Origin of the sequence: Argonema galeatum A003/A1 (assembly GCF_023333595.1) — a bacterium.
GTDB lineage: Bacteria > Cyanobacteriota > Cyanobacteriia > Cyanobacteriales > Aerosakkonemataceae > Argonema > Argonema galeatum.
Window position 1 is genome coordinate 77,446 of the sequence record NZ_JAIQZM010000015.1, and the last position, 20,951, is coordinate 98,396.

45 protein-coding genes and 2 pseudogenes are annotated in these 20,951 nt (G+C 43.6%); 25 read left to right on the forward strand and 22 right to left on the reverse strand.

Features of this window, described 5'->3' with window-relative positions:
* Window positions 1–949 (reverse strand): DUF4114 domain-containing protein (locus tag LAY41_RS32620; RefSeq protein ID WP_249100285.1); only part of this gene is annotated, 949 nt, incomplete at its 3' end.
* A 901-nt stretch (window positions 950–1,850) separates the two neighbouring features.
* Between LAY41_RS32620 and LAY41_RS16960 the strand changes: the two genes are divergently transcribed.
* Together LAY41_RS16960 and LAY41_RS16965 are read left to right on the forward strand one after the other, a co-directional pair.
* Window positions 1,851–3,281, forward strand: coding sequence for a zinc metalloprotease (locus LAY41_RS16960; protein WP_249100288.1), 1,431 nt, complete (start codon window positions 1,851–1,853; stop codon window positions 3,279–3,281).
* Between the two features lie 5 nt (window positions 3,282–3,286).
* Window positions 3,287–4,801 (forward strand): HlyD family efflux transporter periplasmic adaptor subunit, encoded by a 1,515-nt coding sequence (locus LAY41_RS16965; RefSeq protein ID WP_249100290.1) that lies wholly within the window; start codon window positions 3,287–3,289, stop codon window positions 4,799–4,801.
* A 147-nt stretch (window positions 4,802–4,948) separates the two neighbouring features.
* Here the strand turns inward: LAY41_RS16965 and LAY41_RS16970 are convergent, their stop codons facing one another.
* Entirely contained in the window at window positions 4,949–5,542 is a 594-nt protein-coding gene (locus LAY41_RS16970; protein ID WP_249100292.1) for a WD40 repeat domain-containing protein, read from the reverse strand.
* Between the two features lie 222 nt (window positions 5,543–5,764).
* On the opposite strand from LAY41_RS16970, the pseudogene LAY41_RS16975 reads away from it, so the two are divergent.
* Window positions 5,765–5,923, forward strand: a pseudogene (locus LAY41_RS16975) (type II toxin-antitoxin system RelE/ParE family toxin); the annotation flags it as partial.
* 415 nt (window positions 5,924–6,338) lie between these two features.
* Here the strand turns inward: LAY41_RS16975 and LAY41_RS16980 are convergent.
* From LAY41_RS16980 to LAY41_RS16990, 3 genes are all read right to left on the reverse strand, one after another.
* Window positions 6,339–6,554: a hypothetical protein gene (locus LAY41_RS16980; RefSeq protein WP_249100299.1), complete on the reverse strand. Its 216-nt coding sequence runs from the start codon at window positions 6,552–6,554 to the stop codon at window positions 6,339–6,341.
* A 215-nt stretch (window positions 6,555–6,769) separates the two neighbouring features.
* Window positions 6,770–7,003 (reverse strand): hypothetical protein, encoded by a 234-nt coding sequence (locus LAY41_RS16985; protein ID WP_249100302.1) that lies wholly within the window; start codon window positions 7,001–7,003, stop codon window positions 6,770–6,772.
* Between the two features lie 30 nt (window positions 7,004–7,033).
* Entirely contained in the window at window positions 7,034–7,456 is a 423-nt protein-coding gene (locus LAY41_RS16990) for a hypothetical protein (protein ID WP_249100304.1), read from the reverse strand.
* Window positions 7,457–7,463: 7 nt separating this feature from the next.
* On the opposite strand from LAY41_RS16990, the gene LAY41_RS16995 reads away from it, so the two are divergent.
* On the forward strand, window positions 7,464–7,742 hold the full coding sequence (locus LAY41_RS16995; protein WP_249100306.1) for a hypothetical protein: 279 nt from the start codon (window positions 7,464–7,466) through the stop codon (window positions 7,740–7,742).
* An 84-nt stretch (window positions 7,743–7,826) separates the two neighbouring features.
* Here LAY41_RS16995 and LAY41_RS17000 read toward each other — a convergent pair whose 3' ends face one another.
* Together LAY41_RS17000 and LAY41_RS17005 are read right to left on the reverse strand one after the other, a co-directional pair.
* Window positions 7,827–8,066, reverse strand: coding sequence for a hypothetical protein (locus tag LAY41_RS17000; protein ID WP_249100309.1), 240 nt, complete (start codon window positions 8,064–8,066; stop codon window positions 7,827–7,829).
* 11 nt (window positions 8,067–8,077) lie between these two features.
* A complete protein-coding gene (locus LAY41_RS17005) occupies window positions 8,078–8,362 on the reverse strand; it encodes a hypothetical protein (RefSeq protein WP_249100312.1) in 285 nt (94 codons plus the stop codon).
* 144 nt (window positions 8,363–8,506) lie between these two features.
* Between LAY41_RS17005 and LAY41_RS17010 the strand changes: the two genes are divergently transcribed.
* From LAY41_RS17010 to LAY41_RS17025, 4 genes are all read left to right on the forward strand, one after another.
* On the forward strand, window positions 8,507–8,899 hold the full coding sequence (locus LAY41_RS17010) for a hypothetical protein (protein ID WP_249100314.1): 393 nt from the start codon (window positions 8,507–8,509) through the stop codon (window positions 8,897–8,899).
* An 85-nt stretch (window positions 8,900–8,984) separates the two neighbouring features.
* Window positions 8,985–9,251, forward strand: a complete 267-nt coding sequence (locus LAY41_RS17015) for a type II toxin-antitoxin system HicB family antitoxin (protein WP_249100319.1) — start codon at window positions 8,985–8,987, stop codon at window positions 9,249–9,251.
* Window positions 9,218–9,649 (forward strand): type II toxin-antitoxin system HicA family toxin, encoded by a 432-nt coding sequence (locus LAY41_RS17020; RefSeq protein WP_249100324.1) that lies wholly within the window; start codon window positions 9,218–9,220, stop codon window positions 9,647–9,649. Before LAY41_RS17015 ends, LAY41_RS17020 begins: the two co-directional genes overlap by 34 nt.
* Window positions 9,649–10,005: a type II toxin-antitoxin system PemK/MazF family toxin gene (locus LAY41_RS17025; protein ID WP_249100328.1), complete on the forward strand. Its 357-nt coding sequence runs from the start codon at window positions 9,649–9,651 to the stop codon at window positions 10,003–10,005. Before LAY41_RS17020 ends, LAY41_RS17025 begins: the two co-directional genes overlap by 1 nt.
* 45 nt (window positions 10,006–10,050) lie before the next feature.
* On the opposite strand, the gene LAY41_RS17030 is transcribed toward LAY41_RS17025, so the two are convergent.
* On the reverse strand, window positions 10,051–10,263 hold the full coding sequence (locus LAY41_RS17030; RefSeq protein ID WP_249069665.1) for a hypothetical protein: 213 nt from the start codon (window positions 10,261–10,263) through the stop codon (window positions 10,051–10,053).
* A 507-nt stretch (window positions 10,264–10,770) separates the two neighbouring features.
* On the opposite strand from LAY41_RS17030, the gene LAY41_RS17035 reads away from it, so the two are divergent.
* Genes LAY41_RS17035 through LAY41_RS17045 form a run of 3 tightly spaced genes read left to right on the forward strand, consistent with a single transcriptional unit; the run spans window position 10,771 to window position 11,674 of the window.
* On the forward strand, window positions 10,771–11,022 hold the full coding sequence (locus tag LAY41_RS17035) for a DUF2281 domain-containing protein (protein ID WP_249100333.1): 252 nt from the start codon (window positions 10,771–10,773) through the stop codon (window positions 11,020–11,022).
* Window positions 11,023–11,475 carry a PIN domain-containing protein gene (locus LAY41_RS17040; RefSeq protein ID WP_249100337.1) on the forward strand — a complete coding sequence of 151 codons (453 nt, stop codon included), beginning with the start codon at window positions 11,023–11,025 and terminating at the stop codon, window positions 11,473–11,475.
* Complete coding sequence (locus tag LAY41_RS17045) at window positions 11,468–11,674, forward strand: hypothetical protein (RefSeq protein WP_249100339.1); 207 nt, start codon at window positions 11,468–11,470, stop codon at window positions 11,672–11,674. Before LAY41_RS17040 ends, LAY41_RS17045 begins: the two co-directional genes overlap by 8 nt.
* 137 nt (window positions 11,675–11,811) lie before the next feature.
* Here the strand turns inward: LAY41_RS17045 and LAY41_RS17050 are convergent, their stop codons facing one another.
* The 4 genes from LAY41_RS17050 to LAY41_RS17065 all read right to left on the reverse strand — a co-directional run bounded on the left by LAY41_RS17050 (window position 11,812) and on the right by LAY41_RS17065 (window position 12,742).
* Entirely contained in the window at window positions 11,812–12,093 is a 282-nt protein-coding gene (locus LAY41_RS17050; protein WP_249100341.1) for a type II toxin-antitoxin system RelE/ParE family toxin, read from the reverse strand.
* Window positions 12,090–12,314: a hypothetical protein gene (locus tag LAY41_RS17055; protein WP_249100344.1), complete on the reverse strand. Its 225-nt coding sequence runs from the start codon at window positions 12,312–12,314 to the stop codon at window positions 12,090–12,092. The genes LAY41_RS17050 and LAY41_RS17055 overlap by 4 nt, the downstream gene beginning before the upstream one ends.
* Before the next feature lie 112 nt (window positions 12,315–12,426).
* Window positions 12,427–12,567, reverse strand: a complete 141-nt coding sequence (locus LAY41_RS17060) for a hypothetical protein (protein ID WP_249100346.1) — start codon at window positions 12,565–12,567, stop codon at window positions 12,427–12,429.
* Window positions 12,545–12,742: a hypothetical protein gene (locus LAY41_RS17065; protein ID WP_249100349.1), complete on the reverse strand. Its 198-nt coding sequence runs from the start codon at window positions 12,740–12,742 to the stop codon at window positions 12,545–12,547. The genes LAY41_RS17060 and LAY41_RS17065 overlap by 23 nt, the downstream gene beginning before the upstream one ends.
* Before the next feature lie 24 nt (window positions 12,743–12,766).
* Here LAY41_RS17065 and LAY41_RS32320 point away from each other — a divergent pair, with 24 nt between their 5' ends.
* The 3 genes from LAY41_RS32320 to LAY41_RS17075 are packed head-to-tail and all read left to right on the forward strand — an operon-like array spanning window position 12,767 to window position 13,284.
* A complete protein-coding gene (locus LAY41_RS32320) occupies window positions 12,767–12,901 on the forward strand; it encodes a hypothetical protein (RefSeq protein ID WP_275974203.1) in 135 nt (44 codons plus the stop codon).
* A 30-nt stretch (window positions 12,902–12,931) separates the two neighbouring features.
* Window positions 12,932–13,117: a hypothetical protein gene (locus LAY41_RS17070; RefSeq protein WP_249100352.1), complete on the forward strand. Its 186-nt coding sequence runs from the start codon at window positions 12,932–12,934 to the stop codon at window positions 13,115–13,117.
* Entirely contained in the window at window positions 13,114–13,284 is a 171-nt protein-coding gene (locus tag LAY41_RS17075; RefSeq protein WP_249100354.1) for a hypothetical protein, read from the forward strand. Before LAY41_RS17070 ends, LAY41_RS17075 begins: the two co-directional genes overlap by 4 nt.
* Before the next feature lie 155 nt (window positions 13,285–13,439).
* On the opposite strand, the gene LAY41_RS32325 is transcribed toward LAY41_RS17075, so the two are convergent.
* Window positions 13,440–13,571, reverse strand: a complete 132-nt coding sequence (locus LAY41_RS32325; protein ID WP_275974205.1) for a hypothetical protein — start codon at window positions 13,569–13,571, stop codon at window positions 13,440–13,442.
* Window positions 13,572–13,727: 156 nt separating this feature from the next.
* Between LAY41_RS32325 and LAY41_RS32830 the strand changes: the two genes are divergently transcribed.
* The 3 genes from LAY41_RS32830 to LAY41_RS17090 all read left to right on the forward strand — a co-directional run bounded on the left by LAY41_RS32830 (window position 13,728) and on the right by LAY41_RS17090 (window position 14,783).
* The gene (locus LAY41_RS32830) at window positions 13,728–13,979 is read left to right on the forward strand and encodes a papain fold toxin domain-containing protein (RefSeq protein WP_249100358.1); all 252 of its coding nucleotides are present in this window, start codon (window positions 13,728–13,730) and stop codon (window positions 13,977–13,979) included.
* A 143-nt stretch (window positions 13,980–14,122) separates the two neighbouring features.
* Window positions 14,123–14,491 carry a hypothetical protein gene (locus LAY41_RS17085; RefSeq protein WP_249100359.1) on the forward strand — a complete coding sequence of 123 codons (369 nt, stop codon included), beginning with the start codon at window positions 14,123–14,125 and terminating at the stop codon, window positions 14,489–14,491.
* A gap of 4 nt (window positions 14,492–14,495) precedes the next feature.
* A complete protein-coding gene (locus tag LAY41_RS17090) occupies window positions 14,496–14,783 on the forward strand; it encodes a hypothetical protein (protein WP_249100362.1) in 288 nt (95 codons plus the stop codon).
* On the opposite strand, the pseudogene LAY41_RS32975 reads toward LAY41_RS17090, so the two are convergent.
* From LAY41_RS32975 to LAY41_RS17110, 3 genes and pseudogenes are all read right to left on the reverse strand, one after another.
* Window positions 14,784–15,272 (reverse strand): annotated as a pseudogene (locus tag LAY41_RS32975) (PIN domain-containing protein).
* Window positions 15,273–15,277: 5 nt separating this feature from the next.
* Window positions 15,278–15,556, reverse strand: a complete 279-nt coding sequence (locus LAY41_RS17105) for a UPF0175 family protein (RefSeq protein WP_249100368.1) — start codon at window positions 15,554–15,556, stop codon at window positions 15,278–15,280.
* A 99-nt stretch (window positions 15,557–15,655) separates the two neighbouring features.
* Entirely contained in the window at window positions 15,656–15,880 is a 225-nt protein-coding gene (locus LAY41_RS17110) for a hypothetical protein (protein ID WP_249100371.1), read from the reverse strand.
* A 196-nt stretch (window positions 15,881–16,076) separates the two neighbouring features.
* On the opposite strand from LAY41_RS17110, the gene LAY41_RS17115 reads away from it, so the two are divergent.
* Genes LAY41_RS17115 through LAY41_RS17125 form a run of 3 tightly spaced genes read left to right on the forward strand, consistent with a single transcriptional unit; the run spans window position 16,077 to window position 17,530 of the window.
* Window positions 16,077–16,877: an Rpn family recombination-promoting nuclease/putative transposase gene (locus tag LAY41_RS17115; protein ID WP_249100373.1), complete on the forward strand. Its 801-nt coding sequence runs from the start codon at window positions 16,077–16,079 to the stop codon at window positions 16,875–16,877.
* Window positions 16,878–16,887: 10 nt separating this feature from the next.
* Window positions 16,888–17,031, forward strand: coding sequence for a hypothetical protein (locus LAY41_RS17120; RefSeq protein ID WP_249100376.1), 144 nt, complete (start codon window positions 16,888–16,890; stop codon window positions 17,029–17,031).
* Window positions 16,997–17,530: a hypothetical protein gene (locus LAY41_RS17125; protein ID WP_249100399.1), complete on the forward strand. Its 534-nt coding sequence runs from the start codon at window positions 16,997–16,999 to the stop codon at window positions 17,528–17,530. The genes LAY41_RS17120 and LAY41_RS17125 overlap by 35 nt, the downstream gene beginning before the upstream one ends.
* Here the strand turns inward: LAY41_RS17125 and LAY41_RS17130 are convergent.
* The 5 genes from LAY41_RS17130 to LAY41_RS17150 form a co-directional block, all read right to left on the reverse strand.
* A complete protein-coding gene (locus LAY41_RS17130) occupies window positions 17,516–17,875 on the reverse strand; it encodes a DUF5615 family PIN-like protein (RefSeq protein WP_249100403.1) in 360 nt (119 codons plus the stop codon). The two genes, LAY41_RS17125 and LAY41_RS17130, sit on opposite strands and share 15 nt — an antisense overlap.
* Window positions 17,859–18,110 (reverse strand): DUF433 domain-containing protein, encoded by a 252-nt coding sequence (locus LAY41_RS17135; protein ID WP_249100408.1) that lies wholly within the window; start codon window positions 18,108–18,110, stop codon window positions 17,859–17,861. The genes LAY41_RS17130 and LAY41_RS17135 overlap by 17 nt, the downstream gene beginning before the upstream one ends.
* A 73-nt stretch (window positions 18,111–18,183) precedes the next feature.
* Complete coding sequence (locus tag LAY41_RS17140) at window positions 18,184–18,456, reverse strand: hypothetical protein (RefSeq protein WP_249100411.1); 273 nt, start codon at window positions 18,454–18,456, stop codon at window positions 18,184–18,186.
* Window positions 18,428–18,637, reverse strand: coding sequence for a hypothetical protein (locus LAY41_RS17145; RefSeq protein WP_249100413.1), 210 nt, complete (start codon window positions 18,635–18,637; stop codon window positions 18,428–18,430). Before LAY41_RS17145 ends, LAY41_RS17140 begins: the two co-directional genes overlap by 29 nt.
* Before the next feature lie 4 nt (window positions 18,638–18,641).
* Window positions 18,642–19,010, reverse strand: a complete 369-nt coding sequence (locus tag LAY41_RS17150) for a GIY-YIG nuclease family protein (RefSeq protein ID WP_249100418.1) — start codon at window positions 19,008–19,010, stop codon at window positions 18,642–18,644.
* On the opposite strand from LAY41_RS17150, the gene LAY41_RS17155 reads away from it, so the two are divergent.
* Genes LAY41_RS17155 through LAY41_RS17175 form a run of 5 tightly spaced genes read left to right on the forward strand, consistent with a single transcriptional unit; the run spans window position 18,997 to window position 20,808 of the window.
* Window positions 18,997–19,413, forward strand: coding sequence for a hypothetical protein (locus LAY41_RS17155; protein WP_249100420.1), 417 nt, complete (start codon window positions 18,997–18,999; stop codon window positions 19,411–19,413). The two genes, LAY41_RS17150 and LAY41_RS17155, sit on opposite strands and share 14 nt — an antisense overlap.
* Window positions 19,410–19,772: a type II toxin-antitoxin system HigB family toxin gene (locus LAY41_RS17160; RefSeq protein WP_249100425.1), complete on the forward strand. Its 363-nt coding sequence runs from the start codon at window positions 19,410–19,412 to the stop codon at window positions 19,770–19,772. Before LAY41_RS17155 ends, LAY41_RS17160 begins: the two co-directional genes overlap by 4 nt.
* On the forward strand, window positions 19,756–20,172 hold the full coding sequence (locus LAY41_RS17165; RefSeq protein WP_249100429.1) for a helix-turn-helix domain-containing protein: 417 nt from the start codon (window positions 19,756–19,758) through the stop codon (window positions 20,170–20,172). The genes LAY41_RS17160 and LAY41_RS17165 overlap by 17 nt, the downstream gene beginning before the upstream one ends.
* Entirely contained in the window at window positions 20,132–20,536 is a 405-nt protein-coding gene (locus LAY41_RS17170; protein ID WP_249100432.1) for a hypothetical protein, read from the forward strand. The genes LAY41_RS17165 and LAY41_RS17170 overlap by 41 nt, the downstream gene beginning before the upstream one ends.
* On the forward strand, window positions 20,533–20,808 hold the full coding sequence (locus tag LAY41_RS17175) for a hypothetical protein (RefSeq protein ID WP_249100435.1): 276 nt from the start codon (window positions 20,533–20,535) through the stop codon (window positions 20,806–20,808). Before LAY41_RS17170 ends, LAY41_RS17175 begins: the two co-directional genes overlap by 4 nt.
* Here LAY41_RS17175 and LAY41_RS32330 read toward each other — a convergent pair.
* Window positions 20,791–20,925: a hypothetical protein gene (locus LAY41_RS32330; protein ID WP_275974209.1), complete on the reverse strand. Its 135-nt coding sequence runs from the start codon at window positions 20,923–20,925 to the stop codon at window positions 20,791–20,793. The two genes, LAY41_RS17175 and LAY41_RS32330, sit on opposite strands and share 18 nt — an antisense overlap.
* Window positions 20,926–20,951 lie beyond the last annotated feature (26 nt).

A 20,951-nucleotide genomic window follows, 5' to 3' on the forward strand; every position in this document is an offset into this window, starting at 1 on the left:
CACTCTTATCAGCGGTAACGATATTTTCAGTAATCGTGTTATCGGAATGAATTACTTCAACATTTGGAATTACAACTTTGTCAGCCGTAACCATCGGATCGGTAACAGTGGTAGCCGCATCAGAATGAGTTACTTCTACATTAGTAACTGCACTTTTATCGGAAATAGCAATATTATCGCTGACAGTGCTAGGAGAAACGCCACTAATATTATCTGAATCTGTGGTTTCCGCAGTCGTGCGATCGCTTACATCTGAATGGATAACATCAGGCGTTCCCCCATTCCCATCGCTACCCGCATAAGCAATCAACTCCTTACCTAATTCAGAACTACGCCAATCTTTTCCAGCAGCAATTACCTCATCCAAATTTACTGCTTTTCCAGTAGCACCCCCCACATGGAAAATCATGTCATTATAATCGCGATCGGTATTTCCATCTACCCGCAAATCTTCCAACGCAAAAGTGTGACCATCACCAGTTACATCCGCAATTTGTCCGACATGAAAACCTTGATTTGGATTTGCCGTTGCTAAGGAAAATAACGGACGCAAAGCACCACCAGCATGGGGGTTATTAAATACCTGCTGTACCGTTCCGTTGGGAACAAGCATCACACCAAACTCATCACCAGAACCCATATTAAATGTTTTCGCACCAGAGTAATTTCCCAAATTAGTGCTGCTATTAAATTTCGCTCCTTCCGTGGGGTCGGAAATCACCACATAACCCAATTCCGAATTACTTAAAGCTCGATGTGCGGCTTCTTGAATAAACAAATGAGAGCCAGGTTCAAATTGCTCCATTCCTTTCAAGCTAAAGATGGCGAGTTCTCCTTGATAACCGCCGCCATCAAATAAATAATCAATGCTAACTTTACCAGTTTCACCGACTGTAAAAACGCCAGAGTTAAAAGTGAGTTTGTCTGGCGCTAGCTCGCTCTTGGTCACATCTTTACTAAGAGGCGATTCTATAATTTTATCGCTTGAATCTGTGCTGTGATGTTCGCTCTCGATTTTATCTTTAGTATCCCCCGTTAATTCAGTAGATTTATCAGTTGGATGTCCGGTGCTATCTGCGGTATGAACGCTATTATTGACAGCGGTGTTATGTTCATTCTGAATGTTGCTATCAACTACATGATTGGGATCAATGCGATCGACTGCTAATTTCGTCGAAGTATCTATTGGGTGCGATCCGCTGTCTGCGTTGTGAATGCTATCATTAGTAATGGCGCTATGTTCGCTTTCACTTTGGGTATCAACTATATGAGTTGAATTAATGCTGTTGATTTCTTCTTTATCTTTAATTACAGATGATTCAGCAGAATGCTCGGTTGGATGTACGGTATTGTCTGTAGCATGAACATTATCGGCGGCTAAGGTTGTGTTATGTTCGCTGTCAATCTTATTCTCAATTACATGATTTATATCCGTGGTGTTAACCGCTTCTTCAATGTCGTGAGTTTGAGTTATTTCAGTCTCCGAAAGAGGAGCGGATGTTAATAATGTCGTTTCGTTATGCGATGTATTGTGGCTAGTAACTAAGTCTGTGTCAGTATGGCTAACAGGAGTGCTGCTGGTATCGCTTTCGTTATTAGGTGTGGCGTGAATAAAAGACAGCGGTTCTAATTGCTGGTCGGAAATTGACGAATCTACTTGGTGAACGACGATATCTTGGCTGTGCGAATTGTTGACGAACTCAACCTGCTCTAAAGCACTATCGGAAGTTGTTGCATGAGTGCGATCGCTATCTAAATCTAAATGACTTCCAACTGATGTTTTCTAATGGATAAGGCTTTACACCATGCAGGTGGGAATAACGCAACCTTCTCTTGCAGGGGAATAAACAATGAGAGTGAATTATGAAAGCTTAATCTGTCCCGACATCCGAGACTATTGGAAACTGGCCCAACTCAAAGGGTCCGATCGAGTCATCCTCCTTACTAGCCAAGGCGATCGCCGCTATCAGTTTTCAGCAGGAGAAGGTTTCGCTTTGCGCTACTTCACCGGACAATTCACCGTTCAAGAAATCCAAAACTACTGTCAGGAACAATACAAAGATGCGATTTCCTCCAACCTAGTAGTAGAGTTACTCCAAAAACTAATCACCTTGGGTATCCTCGCCGCTGAGGTAGAGGATGGAGAGAGAGGAGAAAACGAAAACATTCCCACTACCCAACCCAAACTGAAAGCTTGCGTTCACTGGGTAGCGCATCCCGGCGGTTACTGGATACTACGGAACCCAGAGGATGTGACATTTCTGCAAGTAAGCGATCGCGACAAAGCCATCATCGAACAACTCGGACAACTACCAACTAATATAATTACAGAAGAATTTTGCATCACTCAAAACGAACTCAGATATCTCCTCCAACTCCTCACCGCCACGGGAATGCTACAAGGAAGCAAACCAGCAAAAAGACGCCGTGGTAAATTCACCCCTCTCCAACTACTATCCTTTAGAATTCGCCTATTCAACCCCGACGCATTTCTAACCAGACATATCGACATAATACGCTTTATTTGGACAAAACCAACAGCATTTCTCCTCACCGCCTTTCTAATTATTTCAGCCATCATAGGATTCAACCAACAACCAGAAATCATCTTCATCGGACAACAACTACTATCAACCTACGGCAGCAGCCTATTCTTACCATTTGCCCTCCTCACCGCCTTAGTCGTTACCCTCCACGAACTCGGACACGCCTTCACTCTCAAACACTACAACGGCATAGTCCCAGAAATCGGCTTACTATTCATGTGTTTTATACCCTCGGTATACACCAACACCACCGACTCCTATTGCCTATCTCGCAGCCGACGAATATTAGTAGTAGGAGCAGGCGTACTCGTACAACTAATTCTCGCATCCATTGGTTTAGGATTGTGGAACTTCTCAGCCAGCGGTACATGGCTTTCCACTACCAGTTTCCTCCTCATGTCAGCCGCACTATTTACAGTTGCTCTCAACCTCAACCCTTTAGCCAAATTCGATGGATATTACCTCGCCGTTGCCATCACTGGAATTAACAACCTCAGAAGTCGCTCCTTTAAATTTTATGCCAACCTTCTCACTGGTAAACCCATTACTGAACCGTGGAAAACCCGGTGTATATTAGCAGCTTATGGCCCCTTTAGCATTGCCTATATTTGGTTTGTCTTTGGTTTTCTACTATGGCATATAGTCGATTGGAACCTTACCAACATCCCCACCACAGCCGCCACCCTACTATTTCTTTGGGCTATTTACTTTTTATCCCCCACCTCTCACCAATAAAAACTATGTCTGCAATCAATTCAAACAATTCCCCCAAGCGAATACAACTCAAAGTAGTGCCGCCTAAAGACCTACCCGAAACCACACCAGTACCTAAAACCACCCCCACTTCACCCGTCAGTGCTGATACTCCCAATCATCAACCTTCTACAGCTAATCAAAAAACGCAACCAGTAAAATCAGGAGAATCATTTAATTTAGGACGCCTGATATTAATTGGCGGATTACTAGCAGGCGGACTTTGGGTTTCTCAGATGCCAATACCCACCTCTGTACGCACCGAAGCGAAGTTAGAACCGCTGAGCGACAGCCATCGGTTTGTTTATATGCAGGTTCCTGGCAGCATAACTAAATTTTGGGTTAATTCTGGAGATTTTGTCAATGCCGGTCAACGAGTCGCTTCTGTTGCCACACTTGACTTAGATGCAGAAATTATTCAGAAACAAGCCAAATTGCAAGAGCAAGAATCATCGTCATCAGCTGCTTTAGCACGCATACCAGTTGTCCAAAGTAAACTTGAGGAAACACTTCAAATTGAAATGGCTGCTCGTCGCCAAGTGGAAGAAACCCGTCAAGAAATTGAAGGGATGAAAAGTGGAAATCCTCCCCCGGAAATCCAGAAATTCCAGGCAGAGATAGAGGCACTCTCAAGTAATATTACTGGAATAGAGGCAGAAATAGTAGGCTTGAAAGAAAATTTGCGGGGGACAGAAAAGTTAATTGCCGAGTACGAACAACCAAAATTTAAAGAGTTAATGGCACGAATACCTTTACAAGAAAAACTGGAACAATTAAGAAGTCAAAAAGCCACCTTGATAGGCAATATTGGCAGAAAAGAACAAGAGATTTTGGAAATAAAACATCAAATGTCTGCCAAAGCTGAAGAAATTGCGGCGGTCAAACTGGAAAGGCAACAAAAACTAGCCAATTGTCAAGATGAGTTGGCCAGTAGAGTTGCCATTAAACAAACTGCGATGCAGGAATTAGCTGCAGCTAAGGATGAAGTGGCTATTCGCACTCCCGTAATTCAAACTTTGAAGAAAGAGCTCCAAAAACTACAGTCAGAACAACTGAAAAATCAGATTTTAGAAGCTCCTATTTCTGGAATAGTCGTCAGCCAAAATCTACATGAAAAGGTGGGTAAGAAAATGCCGGAAAATCAGGATGTGTTGGAAATTGCCAATTTAGACAAACTGGTAGCTTTAATTGAGGTTGCTCAAACTGATTCGGATTTGGTTAAAGGTATTTTTGAAAAACCATCTGCGACTGTAATTTTACAACCGCTAGAACCGGGATTGTCAGCAATTACCACTCGGATTGAAAAGATTGAGCCGGTGCTGCAATCCGATCCTTCGGGTCAAAAGCAGTTGTTAAGGGTAAGGGCGATTGTTGACAATCGGCAGAAATTGTTCCAACCGAATGCTAAGGTTTATGCCCAAATTGAAGTGGAACCGATTCCTTTATATCAGCGGGTACAACGCGAGTTGATGAAGTTGTTAAAGATTCGCAAATATGTTTAATATTTTGTCTGCATAACAGTTGAGTATGTCATAGAAAAGCAAGTTTATATCCGCACGTTCATCACGAAATTGCTGAAATGAAATCTACTCAAATCGAAGAGCAAGTTCTTGTTGAAATCTGGGGAGTACAGCGGTAAGTACAGCAGCTTACACTGCAAAATAAAATTGCTTTGTACGAAGCCGTTGTTTGGCAACAATACTTGTGGGTTTTGCTTCTAAATTAAAGTCTGCGTTCCACTGGAGAACAAAACCGCTGCCGTGACCACTAAAAAGATATCTGGAATCTCTGGGAAATTCTATACCCAAAACCCTGTCATCTTTTTGGTAGGAAAATGATTCCATCACTTCTCCTTTACTTCTAGCCAAATCCCTAAATTGAATCTCTGCATTTTCTAGACCTGCGGCGATTATATTGTTATCCACAGGTCTGTATTTAACTGTGCGAAGGGATTTACCTGCTGGGTTTCCGATCGGGCCGATTTCTGGGTCGATTAATGGGTTGAAGAAGCCATTTACTCTGCATTCGATCGCAGTTTGGTCGCTGGAACCGCTGATTAGATTCTGCCCGACTCCATTAAATTGTACGGAGTTAACAGATTCTTGATGTCCGCAGAAAAGATTTTCTGGATTGAGGCAAGAAAACAACCAGGCTAGCCATAAAAGCAAAGGCACTCCTACAAATAGCAACCAAGCACAGTCATTATAGAACTGCGAAAGGAAATTTCGATCGGGATCGAACACTCGGATCGGGGAGATGTATTTGATGGGGAAGAGGTATTAAGAGAACTGCGCGAATAAATTCAGCAAGCACAGCAGGGAGAGTAATGAGTCGATATATTTTGAGCGCTCCTGCACTCGCAAGATTTAAGAGATATAAAAAACTATTTAGTACGGTTTAGTTTGAGTGCAGCTAGTCGTTTTATGGATGCTTTTGAAGAAAAAAACCGTTGATTAGCTCAGTTTCCAGAAATGGGTTCTAGTCGTGAGGAGCTTTCGCCGACTCTACGCAGTTTACCAGTGGATAAATATCTGATTTTTTACCGACCGATAAAAAATGGAATCCAGGTTGAGCGGGTGCTGAGCGCTTACAAAGATTTTGAGGAGGTTTTTGAGAAAGGATAAGGCGATCGCAAGTTGATTGTAATACCAAATCCGGGATAAAAACCCCCGTTATCCATAAGTTGGGTGAAGCATTGCGGTAGAAAGGCTTTGGCTCTTGGGAATACACTTATTGCCGCAATGCTTCACCCCTACACTTCACACTATAAAGGGGGTAAATAACCCGGATTTGGGATAAGAAGGCTCTAGCACTCCTACCCCCAACAGCACTCACATCCCACAAGCACTCTCATCCCACAAGTGCGATCGCACCCTCATCCTCAAAAGCACGATTGCCTACGGCACGCACTCGCGTTCGCACCCTCACCCCAAATACATCGCACCCACATCCCCAGAAGCACGATTGCCTACGGCACGCACTCGCGTTCGCACCCTCATCCCCAGAAGTACGATCGCACTGTTAAAAATCCAAGTTAAATCAAGCTTTGACCTTGACTCGCTCCAAGGGAAAAACTTGCTTTCCTAATTCTACAATTTCTCGCTTTTCCTCAGCAGTCAAGCAATCTTTTCCATTCAGACTGCCACCTGGACTTTTCGGATCGCCTCCGGCATCTAGGTATCGCTTTCGGGCTGTAGCAAAGATTTCTGTGAGTCTTTGATATTGTTTTTGTTCCAATTCTGTTGGCTCTCTCACGGTTATAATCTCCAATTAGTAGGGACTATTTCGCCATTTGGCAAGATAACTGCGATTGGTAAAACGGGACTAGGAGTAGCGATGTACCAATCTCCACTGTCTCTATCATAAAATTCGTACTCGAGCAAGTCCAGCGTTTGCAGAGCATTGATAACTAAGTATTGAAATTCAGTCGGTTCCACAAGTTGTGATTCTGTATCTGGGCAAGCGCTATCTTACCAAACAAGGCGATCGTAAGCACGATCGCACTCTCTAATTCTACAAGCACGATTGCCTACGGCACGAAGAGCGAACGCACCGACATCCATTCCCAAACCCGATTGCCTACGGCACGCACTCGCGTTCGCACTCCCATCCCCACAAGCACGATTGCCTACGGCACGCACTCGCGTTCGCACCGACATCCATTCCCAAACGCGATTGCCTACGGCACGCACTCGCGTTCGCACCCTCTAATTTAACAAAGGCGATCGCACTCTCTAATCCCACAAACACGATTGCCTACGGCACGAAGAGCGAACGCACCGACATCCATCCCCAAAAACGATATGCCTACGGCACGAAGAGCGAACGCACTCTCTAATTCCACAAGTAAGATCGCATTCACATCCCCACCAGCACTCACATCCCAAAAAGCACGATAATGCTACGGATAGCGATGCGCTCGCGTCGCACGCTTTCGCGTTCGCGAACGCACTCACACCCCACAAGCACGATCGCACTCTCACTCCCATAAGCACGATCGCACTCTCATTCCACAAGTACGATCGCATTCTCATCCCACCAGCACTCACATTCCCAAAAGCACGATCGCACCCCCATCCCCACCAGCACTCACATCCCAAAAGCGCGATCGCACTCTCTAATTCTACGAACACGATCGCACCAACATCCATTCCCAAACACGATATGCCTACGGCACGAAGAGCGAACGCACTCTCTTATTCCACAAGTACGATCGAACTCTCTTATTCCACAAACACGATCGCACCCTCATCCCAAAAGCACGATCGCACTCTCACCCCCACCAGCACTCACATACCGAAAAGAGCGATCGCACTCTCACCCCCACCAGCACTGACATCGCTTTCAAGAGCGATCGCACCCTCATCCCCACCAGCACTGACATCCCAAAAAGGGCGATCGCACTCCCATCCCCACAAACACGATCGCACTCCACTATTATAGACAACTCCTGTCATCGATCGCACCCTTGTTTAGAAAATACGATCGCACTCCCATCCCCACAAGAACGATGGTCTTAAACTTAAATTAACTCAAATCGATCGATTTCAATTGCCCGTATTTGTCAAACTGAATTGTTACCATTCCGTAGGGACAATCAGCTGTGATAGTTTGATTTTGCAATTCTTCATCAACTACTTTAGCCTCCAACTGAGGAGAGTCAAATCGAATTTCTAGAAAGTATCCTGTTTTGGCATTTGGCTTCGCATCTTCTGCACCTTTTTGTGCTAATATATTTTGGATTTCGGAAATATGAATTTTCGCCATCACCAGTACCTCTAGGTCAGTGGAATAAAGTCACCGCTAGCAATGCGGTTTCTGACTAAGTTTGTCCTAATTGGCCCGACAGAAATTATCCGCTGACTGTCGCCAGAAAGGGTAATTCTCAGAAGTCGGCCTTCTACTTCTTGGATTATATTAATATTGTTGCTACGGGTGTCTAAGAAACGTTGTGCTGATGGGTTGTCTACTAAGCGCAGTAGTTCATCTGTACTAAGTAACCCGGCAAGACTCCCTAACCGCTCATCGTTTAATTGCTGAAATACGCGAGGATGAATATCCAATCAGTCTAATCTCTCCTTTGCACCACATCTTGACTAGCTATTATTCTAAGCGATCGCACTCTCCAATTCCACCAGCACGATCGCACCCACATCCATCCCTAAAAGTGATATGCCTACGGCACGAAGAGCGAACGCACTCTCCAATTGAACAAGTATGATCGCACCCACATCCATTCCCAAACACGATATGCCTACGGCACGAAGAGCGAACGCACTCTCTTATTCCACAAACACGATCGCACCTGCATCCATCCCCAAGCACGATATGCCTACGGCACGAAGAGCGAACGCACTCTCCAATTGAACAAGTACGATCGCACCTGCATCCATCCCCAAACGCGATATGCCTACGGCACGAAGAGCGAACGCACTCTCCAATTCTACAAGTACGATCGCACCCACATCCATTGCAAAAGCGATATGCCTACGGCACGAAGAGCGAACGCACTCTCTAATTCCACAAATACGATCGCACCCACATCCATTCCCAAACACGATATGCCTACGGCACGAAGAGCGAACGCACTCTCCAATTGAACAAGTACGATCGCAACCACATCCATCCCCAAATGCGATAAAAGCTAGTAAACTTTATATATGGCTTAGACGTAGGTTGGTACTTATGAAATTAATGACGGAGTATACCATTGTTCTTCGGCCTGATGACAATGGCACTTTTGTCGCCTACATCCCAGCAATTCCCGGTTGTCATGCTTGGGGACAAACGCCTGATGAAGCGCGTGCGGAATTGGTGAATGTTTTCGACATGATCCAAGAAGAATATTCCGAACAAGGTCGCAAATTACCTGATGATGTTAAATTGGTGATTGCCCATGCCAGAAGACAGCAGGTGATTTGGAAAGAGTTGCTAAAAAATTGGGTTTTGTAAAGGTACGGCAGAAAGGAAGTCACGCTCGTTGGCAACATCCAGATGGACGAGCAACCACTATTCCTATTCATGGTAATTCCGAAATCGGTAGTTGGCTATTTTATGAAATTCTCAAACAATTAGGTATTTGTTGGGTTTGCATAATGACAACCAAAACAACAGAAATAGTGAAAACACAATTGCTGGAAATAATCTCTAACCTGTCCTTGTCAGAACAAGAGCAAGTTCTAAAATTTGCTAATTCCTTGCATAAAAAACAATTATTTCAAGATTGGGATAGGATTTCTGATGAAGAAGCTGAGGCTATTAAAAATGAGTTTACTTTGTCTGATTTAGCTTGGTCTGAAGCAGTTTTAAAAGATTATTTACCCCGGCTCCAAAAAGAGGATATACTTTAATGCGGGGAGATATTTATTTAGCTGATTTTAATCCCAGTAGAGGTTCAGAACAAGCTGGCATACGACCAGTTATTCTGGTACAAAGAAATACGTTAGATCGCTTTACTACAACTGTAGTTGTTGTTCCTATTACCAGTAATTTGCGACGCGCTAAAATACCAGGTACTATTGTTATACCTGCTGGGGAAGGCGGATTGACGCAAGAGTCAGTAGTGCTTTGTTACCAAATTGTGGTGATTGATAAGCAACGATTAATACGGCAGTTGGGAACTCTTTCTGCTAGCTATTTAGGGCTTGCGGAGAAAGTCTCAAGACAGCTTCAACTTTGGGCTGTAGCTCTGGGTGTTTGCGGATGAGGGCTTTGTAGGCACGTTTAAACGAGCGAGCAAAAGTGATAATTTTCAACTGTTTAGCTCCGCGATCGCTTCATTAACCGTGCCTCGAAAGACGTTTCCTTTTTTGTAGTCTTGTTTTCCTTGTGCAATATTAGCGGCAATTTCGGTACGTCGGCGATCGCGAAGCCTTCGCTGCATAATCCCAAGCAGGGCAGTTTGTTCATCTGGAGACAAGGTTTCGATCGCGTCTAAAATGCTGTCAAATGTTGAGGTTTGCATGGTGAGTTAGCTTTGGAGGCTCAAATGGCTCTGCCTTATTTTACTATTCCTTTCATGCGATCGCTCTTGACTATGAGAGAGGGAAAAAAGCGATCGCATTCTCACCCCCACCAGCACTGACATCCCAAAAGAACGATAATGCTACGCATCGCTACGCTCTAGCACTCTCACCCCCACCAGCACTGACATCACAAAAAGGGCGATCGCACTCACATCCCCATCAGCACTTACATCCGAAAAAGAGCGATCGCACTCTCATCCCCACTAGCACTCTCATCCCAAAAAGAGCGATCGCATCCTCATCCCCACCAGCACTCTCATCCCAAAAAGGGCGATATGCCTACGGCACGCACTCGCGTTCGCATCCTGATTTTCTTTCGGGAGATTACCCCAATTCTGATTCCTTTATACCTTGCGATAATAGGCAATCTTCAAAGCTAAAAGGGCGACTCAATGAACTATAATTACTAAAATAAAGATAAGCTGAACTTTATCTATAATCCAATTATGACTGCTATTGAACAAATCTACGCGATCGTCAAAAGCCTTCCCCAAAACCAAGCTAGGGAAATTCTCACTTTCGCTGAGTTTATTCGTGCCAAGTACCTGAATGCTAACCAATCCACCGATACAGTAGATTCTTTAACTTCCTGGCAGGAATTGGTTTATTCGCTTGCTGGAGCGTGGGCAGATGACTTTCCTACTCTGGAGGAGATTCGTACCGAGTCGGGGGAAGACATTTTGCGGGAGAGTTTTTAGATGCACATTTTGGATACAAATACATTAATCTATTACTTCAAAGGACAAGGACAAGTTGCCCAGAACCTTGCCAATGTACCTCCTCAAGAAATTGGCATCTCCACGATCGTTTTGTTTGAATTGCAAGTTGGTATTGCTAAATCTACTGCGCCTGCAAAACGCACACAACAACTTCAGCAACTCTTGAGCCGAGTTAATCTTATTCCTTTCGATCGTGATGCTGCTGTTGCGGCTGCCACAATCCGCGCTCAATTAGAGCAACAAGGCACTCCCGTCGGACTGCTCGATGTTTTGATTGCAGGGACAGCCTGTGCTGAGGCATTAAAAGTTGATGATTTTATCACTTGCGATGATAAAATAATTAAAAGATATCGGGGAGTGCTGGCGGTGAAAAATCCGACAGAATTTGCTAATAACGCTACGATCGAGCAAAAGGAGGAGGAAAATGGTTAATAAATTAGTTGTGCCGAAAATGTCAGAGGTAAGGGTTGAAGGGATTAAAGCTATTATAGAGCAATTGGGAATTGCTAAGGCAGCTTTTTTCTTGCGAGAAAATATGTCGCAAAATGTGGATTACTTGGAAGTAAAAGAGGAAATGTTTGTCAATAAAACGGCGCGGGAAATATATGCCGAAATAAAAAGGAATGGGTAAGGGTAAGAAAATTGTGACAAATGCGATATGCCTACGGCACGCTGCGCGAACGCACTCTGTAATTTAACAAAAACGATCGCACTCTCCAATTCCCCAAACCCGATCGTTTTGAATGATTCTCAGGTATAGGCTTTGCCTTAATAGACATCATCATGGTTGCCAAGGTTGATCAGTAAAATTGCTTCTTCGGAGTCTGTTGTGACGGTAAACTCGAACAAAATGCGATAACTGTAGTCAATGGAAGCTGACCAAATACCATCAAACTCACCAGATAGTTTGTGGGTTTTGAGGGTAGGATGAAAGGGATCTGTTGCAAGTTGTCGAAGGGTTTCTTCGATCGCTGTTCGCAACTGCGGATTTTGACGGATTAGGCGTTTGTATGCTCGCAGACATTTGGGAGTCCAAGCAATTTTTCTCAAGTATCTAACTCCTTGAGAAAATCATCTACTGAGCCAAATTTTATTACGCCTTGAGAGGCTTCTTGACGAACTTCTCCAATTTCTTGAAGTAGTTGTTCTCTGCGTTTTCTCTGTAGCCGTTTGAGGAGGATTTCAACGACTAGGTTTTGTTCTTCAAGCGATAGGGATTCTACTGAATCGATCGCTTGCTGGAGTCGTGAAGTTTGTAAGGATTCAGGCATGGGTGGTGTAGCTTGTGTTAGCTCAATTATAGCGATGAAAAGAGCGATCGCTCTTTTCGGATAGTTGAAAAAAGGCGATCGCTATTTCGTATCCCCACTGACGATCGCACTCTCAAATCCCACAAGTACGATCGCACCCACATCCATTCCCTTGCATCGATCGCACCCACACCCCCATCACCACTCCCATACCCAAAAGAACGATCGCACCCACACCCCCACCAACATTCTCATCCCAAAAGTACGATCGCACTCAATACCCCACCAACACTCTCATCGCAAAAAGTACGATCGCACCCACACCCCACAAGCGCGATCGCACTCAATACCCCACCAGTACTTACATCCCCAAAAGAGCGATCGCACGCTCCCACTCTATAATCTAAATAGCCCGATTGTACCCTCACGACTTTCACCGTTTTAGTCATTCTCTACCATGATATAATTACAAAATGCCTATTCCACCAGAAATCACTGCTCTTGTCGAGCAATTAAATCAAGAGCTTAATCAAATTGAGCAGGAGGCTACCGCAGGAATTACCTTAACTAGAGCTATTCTCGATCGCTTTCCCGAAAACGCTAGATAAATTCAGTTTTTTGCCTCTTTTAGCAGTGCTATGCTGTTTGTTGAGACACAAAGAAGACGAATTCGCAGTATAGTAGAAAACCTTTCTGCAACCCAGACAAATACAGATGAAGAAATTCAGGAAGCTGGGGAAGATTTGGCAGGTGAACTGGGTAGAGTATTAGAAACTAAAATGCTAGTTACTAATCTAAAAAAACGTCTGGAGAATTTGCAATGACAAAACCATCTTTGAATGAACAACAATTAGCGGAATTAGATGAAGTCCTTAATTTTGCTAAAGAAGTTGAACAAAAAATAAAACAGTTTAGTGAAGAATCAGAGAAAATTGCTCAAAAGTGGCAACGTAGAGCGGAGGATAAACGCGCTGCGGCTGTACACAGGTAATTAGAAAAGGGAAGATGTGATGAGAGGCGATCGCTTTTTAATATTACATAGAAAAAAGCGATCGCACTCTTACCCCACCAGCAGGAACATACCGAAAAGAACGATCGCACTCTTACCCCACCAGCACTCTCATCCCAAAAAGAGCGATCGCACTCTTACCCCACCAGCACGAACATACCAAAAAGGGCGATCGCACTCTCATACAAACCAGCACCCACATCCCAAAAAGGCGATCGCACCCACATCCATCCCCTTGCATCGATCGCACTCTCCAATTGAACAAGCATGATTGCGCTAAGGCGCACGCTTCGCGAACGCACCCACATCCATCCACAAAAGCGATAATGTTAGACATCGCTACGCGAACGTACTCACATCATTAGTCATTTTGAGAATTAAATGCTATAATATTTGAATATTTTTTCTAAACTTAGGATGAAAAGTTGAACCAGTTTACAATAGAAGAAATTTACGCAGAGGTTGGCAATATAGTCAAGAGGTTTTCTCTTCTCCAATGCGATAAATGTGCTTCTTCTGTAGTAGCCTGGTTAAAACAGAATAAAATACCTTATAAGATTATTAGATTGAAAACTAGATATGACGATGAGGATTTTATAATCAGCGAACGTTTAGAACGTCAGGGTATAACGGAATCGATTACAGTCAATGGAAACCATTATGGGGTGGAAATTTAAGGCCGAGTTTTTGATAATATTTCATCTGAAGGGATGTTAAGGGATGATTGGGTGAAGGATTTTCACTGTCCTAGCGAGGATTTTATAGTTGAAGAGGTAGAAGAGTTATAATTTAATTTGAGGGAAAAAGCGGAGAATACATAATGAGTGGATTGTTTGAAATACTGAAAAAAATCGAAGCTAGACCAGGAATGTATATAGGTAGTATTTCTATTAGCAACTTATTTATGTTTTTGGCTGGGTATAAAACGGCTAGGCGAGAATTAGGGATGGAACCGAATGAGAAGGAAATTGAGTTTTATCGAGAGTTTCAGCCTTGGATACAAAAAAGGTTTAATATACAGACTGTGAATTCGTGGGCGAAGATTATTTTACTTTATTCTGTGGATGAGAAAGAGGGGTTTAACTATTTCTTTAAGTTGTTAGATGAGTTTTTGAAGAGAGATAACAATGAAATAGTTGAAAAGGAAGGGGCTTATGGTGTTGAGGTTAGTAGTGGTGTAAAAAGTTGAATGAGTGGTTGATTTTGGGAAAAGGCGATCGCTTTTTAATATTCCATACAAAAAAGAAGCGATCGCACTCTCGAATTTCACAAATGCGATCGCACCCACATCCCAAAAAGCACTCTCATCCCAAAAAGGGCGATCGCACTCTCACCCCAGCAGCACTTACATACCAAAAAGGGCGATTGCGCTAAGGCGCACGCTTCGCGAACGCACTCTCATCCCCACCATCACCCACATCCCAAAAATGGCGATCGCACTCTCATCTCCACCAGCACTCTCATCCTCAAAAGTGCGATGACTATGATTCTCGAACAATTGATAAAATACGATTATAAAGAGAGGGATTAACCCAAAATTGGGCTATGTTTATTAAATCATCAAGAATGGGTTTAACTAATGGAATGAATCCCTGACGTTTTGCTTCAATCAGAATTCCTAAAATTCCTGTTATTTTTAAGTTATGTTCAATTGCTATTTGTCTGCCTAATTGTTCATCTATAATTTACCAATCTGCATTTAATTCTAATGCTAAGGCTATCGCAGAAGATTCTCCTTCATCTAATTGGTTTTTTAATGTCTGTACTAAACCCATATTGTTAATTGGTTTCACTTGAATCCAATTAGATGTTTTTACTTCTTTTGCTCCTGGTATAGAATCTCCCCATTGGGTTAATTCTTCAAAAACGGCTGATGATATGATAATTTCCCCATGAATTTGTTGTAATAGGTGGAGTTTTCCTATAGCAGATAGATTAGTTATGGGTAAAGTGTTGCTAACAATTATCATAAAATTTAGATAATTTGTAAGTTTTTTAAGTCAATTTCTAAATCACTTTCATCATAATGGATCGGAATTTTTCTGATAGCTAATTCATGTTGAAATTGCAGTAAAGGCATTTGAGCAAGTTGGGATGCTTTACCGATACTAATCTTTTTTCTCTGAAACAAGAGGATAATCAGTTCTAAAATTAATTCTTTTTCTGATAATCCACTTGCTTTTACAATATCTTCAGAAATGACCATGCTTATTGTTTTTTTATAGTGAATACAAGTTAAAACTAATTCTAACATACATAGCGATAATTTGGGCGATCGCACTCCCACCCCCACCAACACTCATATCCCCAAAAGGATGATCGCACTCTCATCCCCACAAGTACGATCGCACTCTCATCCCCAGCAGCACTGATATTCCGAAAAGCGCGATCGCACCCACACCCCCATCACCACTCCCATACCCAAAAGAACGATCGCACCCACATCCCCACCAGCACTCTCATCCCCACAAGAACGATCGCACTCCCACCCCCACCAGCACCAACATACCGAAAAGGGCGATTGCCTACAGCACGCTGCGCGATCGCATTCCTCGAAATGGGTGTAGGGACACGGCATAATTAAGATTTAACCTTTGGCCAAAATATTTATGATGCCGTGTCCCTACAATCGGAAATGTTGATTACTGAATTGTTTAGTAAGATTGCAGAGCAAAAATATGCGATTGCTATGACTTTTTATGACAATTCATACATCATTAACATCATATTTAAGTTAAAATTAAATAGAATAGAAACAATTAATCTCCAGCGGCGTGAAAACAGATACTATCTTTTATCGGTTATTCCAATCTTTCCCCAGCATCTTTTTTGAATTGCTCGAACAACCACCCGAAGTTGCCGATGCCTACCAGTTCTCATCCGTTGAAGTTAAACAACTTTCTTTCCGTATTGATGGCGTGTATCTCCCCAAACAAGATACTACTGAGACACCCATTTATTTTGCGGAAGTTCAATTTCAGCTAGACAAAAGATTTTACGCTCGATTTTTTGCTGAAATCTTCCTCTATCTGGATAAAAATGAAGTAGAAAATGATTGGCGTGGGGTGGTGATTTATCCTACCAGAAGTACAGAATCAAGGGATACTAAGCAGTATCGAGAATTGCTAGCTTCTGAGAGAGTGACACGCATCTACCTGGATGAACTAGGTTCAGCACAGCAATCTCTAGGCATCGACACTGTAAAATTAGTGATAGAGCCAGAGGAGACTGCTGTCAACAAAGCCAGACAGTTGATAGAACAAGTAAGTGAGGAAATCAGCGATGAAGCACAAAAGCGAAAATTGCTACAATTGATCGAAACGATTATTATCTACAAGTTTACTCAAAAAAGTCGCGAGGAGATACAAGCTATGTTGGGTTTAGGTGATATCCGTCAAACGCGAGTTTATCAAGAAGCTAAGGAAGAAGGTTTGCAAGAAGGTGAGCGTCGAGGTAAGTTAAAAACAGTGCCAATATTATTGGCAACAGGGTTAACTGTTGATCGGATAGCCGAAGCGTTAGATTTGTCTGTGGAGGAAGTGCGACAAGCAGCGCAACAGGAATCTTCTAATTAAGTTGGAAAAATTGCGATTTTGGTGTTGGTTTTTGAATGCGATATGCGGTTCGTCAGCTACGCGATCGCACTTAACAAATAAAAAGTGCGATCGCACCGACATCCATCCCCAAACACGATATGCCTACGGCACGCTTCGCGAACGCACTCTCTAATTCCACAACCACGATCGCACTCTCATCCCAAAAGCGATATGCCTACGGCACGCTTCGCGAACGCACTCTCCAATTGAACAAACATGATCGCACCCACATCCATCCCCAAACACGATATGCCTACGGCACGCTTCGCGAACGCACTCTCAAATCCCACAAGCACGATCGCACCCACATCCATCCCCAAAAACGATATGCCTACGGCACGCTTCGCGAACGCACTCTCAAATCCCACAAGCACGATCGCACACACATCCATCACCAAAAGAGATATGCCTACGGCACGCTTCGCGAACGCACTCTCCAATTGAACAAGCACGATCGCACCGACATCCATTCCCAAACACGATATGCCTACGGCACGCTTCGCGAACGCACTCTCCAATTCCACAAGTACGATCGCACCAACATCCATTGCAAAAGCGATCGCACTATCGAATTTCACAAGTACGATCGCACTATCGAATTCTACAAGTACGATCGCTCAAGGGCTAATTGAAACAACATCGCCAGCATCATTAATACAAACTTTCGCACTTGCTGGCAGAGAAGCTATCATAGCGCTAACTTTCCTCATCAAAGGTACAAGATGGTCGGGTCTTGTACTGGTAGAATCTAATACCACAATTCTAATAAAACGACTCGCTAGATTTTGTTGATATGGAAGATTTTTATCGGCTGTGATAAAAACATCAAAAGGATGCTTTTCGGCTCTATCCAAAATTTCCCTGTCTTTTAGACCTCTCCATCCCATGTCATAAACATTGCCGATCGAATGACCCTCGTCTATGAAAGGCTGCTTGAGTTTTTGGCTTAAGAGATTTTCATCAAGCAATATAAGCATTTGAAGTATTTTCTATAGACAACATCATCTTAGTTACGTTTTCTAGCACTTTAATGGCCTGACTTTCTAGGTAAGGAAAGTCATTAATAAACTCTGCGAAACCTCTTTCACCTTCCAGGTAGTCGAAAAAAGTTTTTAAGGGGACGCGGGTGCCGACAAATACGGGGACACCGCTCATAATTTCTGGATCGCGGTGAATAATTCCTCTGATGAGTAGTAATTCTTCTATTTTCACGGGCTTTACTCCTTTAGAGCGAAAAAAAGCGAGCAATTTTAACTGTAGGTTACAGGTAATTATATCATAAAATTTAGCAGAGGCGATCGCTTTTTAATATTACATCGAAAAAACAAGCGATCGTACTCTCCAATTCCAAAAGCACGCTCGCACCGACATCCATCATCAAAAGCGATCGCACTCTCCAATTGAACAAATGCGATCGCACTCTCCAATTGAACAAGCACGATCGCACCCACATCCATTCCCTTGCATCGATCGCACTCTCAAATCCCACAAGCACGATCGCACCCACATCCATCCCCTTGCATCGATCGCTAATCGAGCTTAGGCTTACAATCGGCAAAGGATAAAGCCTCTTCATCAAGATAACCTGCGATCGCCATTTCAATTACTGCCCAAACGGGATAGTTCATTGTTTTAGCCCGCATTTCGAGTCCGTTACGAATGTTTTCGGGTAATCCTTCCAGAAAGATTTGCGCTAATTCTGGGGAGAGATGTTCGTTGATAGCAGGCTGAGTTTGCATAGCGTTAGTCCCTCGCTGGAATTTTCACGTTATAGGGTGGGTTAATAGCTTGGATGATTAGACTTTCTAACTCTGATGATAGCTGTATCCATTGAGTAAAATCTAATTGATAAAAAGCGATTCGGATGTCTGTAGCTTTCAATTCTTCAATAAATGCCCAAAGTAAAGCTTTGTGACCCCCACGAAAGCGATCGCGTAGTGTTCTCGTTTTGCCAATATAAAGGATTCCAAGGGTGCGATGCTTGACAGCATAGATACCAGCACTCATTGGAAGTTCTCGAAATTCTTTGGAAAGAGCAATACAATCTTCAAAGGGTATGGATGCAAGAGTATCCACAATGCCTTGGGCTTCTTGCTGGATGGATTGGGGCATAGCAATCAGAGATTTGGCAGTTTTTCCATCCTACAATGCGATCGCACTCTCCAATCCCACAAGTACGATTGCCTACGGCACGCTTCGCGATCGCACCCGCATTCATCATCAAAAGCGATATACCTACGGCACGCTATGCGCTAAGGCGCACGCTACGCGAACACGATCGCACTCTCCAATTCCACCAGCACGATTGCCTACGGCACGCACTCGCGTTCGCACCCACATCCATCCCCAAACAAGAACGCACTCTCCAATTCCAAAAGCACGATTGCCTACGGCACGAATAGCGAACGCACCCACATCCATTCCCAAACACGATATGCCTACGGCACGCTATGCGCTAAGGCGCACGCTACGCGAACGCGAACGCACTCTCCAATTCCACCAGCACCAAATTTGAGTATTGGCGTACAAAAGCAAGATAATAGAGATAGTGGTGCGATTGAAAAGGTTGGTGTGATGCGTGTCATTAGCCGAAAAATCCTTCGGGAATTTAGTGAGGAACATACAGATGCAAAGGAAGCCCTTTATGCTTGGTATAGAGTAGCAAGTAAAGCGACATGGCAGAACTTACTTGATGTTCAGCAGATTTACCCCAAAGCCGAGGCGGTGGGAAACTTCACAGTTTTCAATATTAAGGGAAACCGATATCGGCTAATTGTCGATCTTGTTTATGTTTCTCAAAGAATCTACGTCAAATACGTTCTAACTCACGCAGAATATGACAAGGATGAGTGGAAAAATGACCCGTACTTTTAATGCCAAATCTTATACAGAACTATTAGTTCGCTATCAACCAAAACCGATCGTAACGGAGGCTGAGAATGATAGAGCAATTGCTCTTGTACAAGAACTTGAACACCGTTCGCCACGCACAGTGGAGGAAGAGGTTTTTTTGGAGCTTTTACTCGTACTGATTGAGAAGTTTGAAGAGGAAAACTATCCTATTTCTACAGTCAATTCTATTTCAATGGTGCAACATTTAATGGATGCAAGGGATTTAGAAGAGTCTGACTTGATACCCATTTTAGGTTCAGAGACAACCGTTTCAGAAATTTTGATGAATAAAAGACCGATTAAGCATGATGAAGCAAGAAAACTAGCTGAGTTTTTTCGCGTTGAGATGGATTTATTTCTGGAATCAGATTCAACGGATTAAACTTAAGTTGAGTGCGATCGCACTCTCCAATTCCACAAGTACGATCGCACCCACATCCATCCCCAAACGCGATCGCACTCACCAATTCCAAAAGTACGATCGCACCCACATCCCTCACCAAAAGCGATCGCACTCTCCAATTCCAAAAGTACGATCGCATCTACATCCATACTCAAACACGATCGCACTTTCAAATCCCACAAGTACGATCGCACTAACATCCATCACCAAAAACGATCGCACTCTTCAATTGAACAAGTACGATCGCACTAACATCCATCACCAAAAACGATCGCACTCTTCAATTGAACAAGTACGATCGCACCCACATCCATCACCAAAAACGATCGCACTCTTCAATTGAACAAGTACGATCGCACCCACATCCATCCCCAAACACGATCGCACCGACATCCATCCCCAAACACGATCGCACTCTCCAATCCCACAAGCACGATCGCACTCTCCAATCCCACCAGCACGATCGCACCCACATCCATCCCCAAACACGATCGCACTCTCCAATTGAACAAGTACGATCGCACCCACATCCATCCCCAAACACGATCGCACTCTCATCCTCACCAGCACTCTTATCCTAAAAGCACGATCGCACTCTCACCCCACCAGCACTGACATAGCGAAAAGGGCGATCGCAATCTCCAATTCCACAAGCACGATCGCACTCTCATCCCCATCAGCACTGACATCGTAAAAAGGGCGATCGCACCTTTGTTCGTTCCTAAAATGCACTCACACTTCCACACCCCAAGCACGCT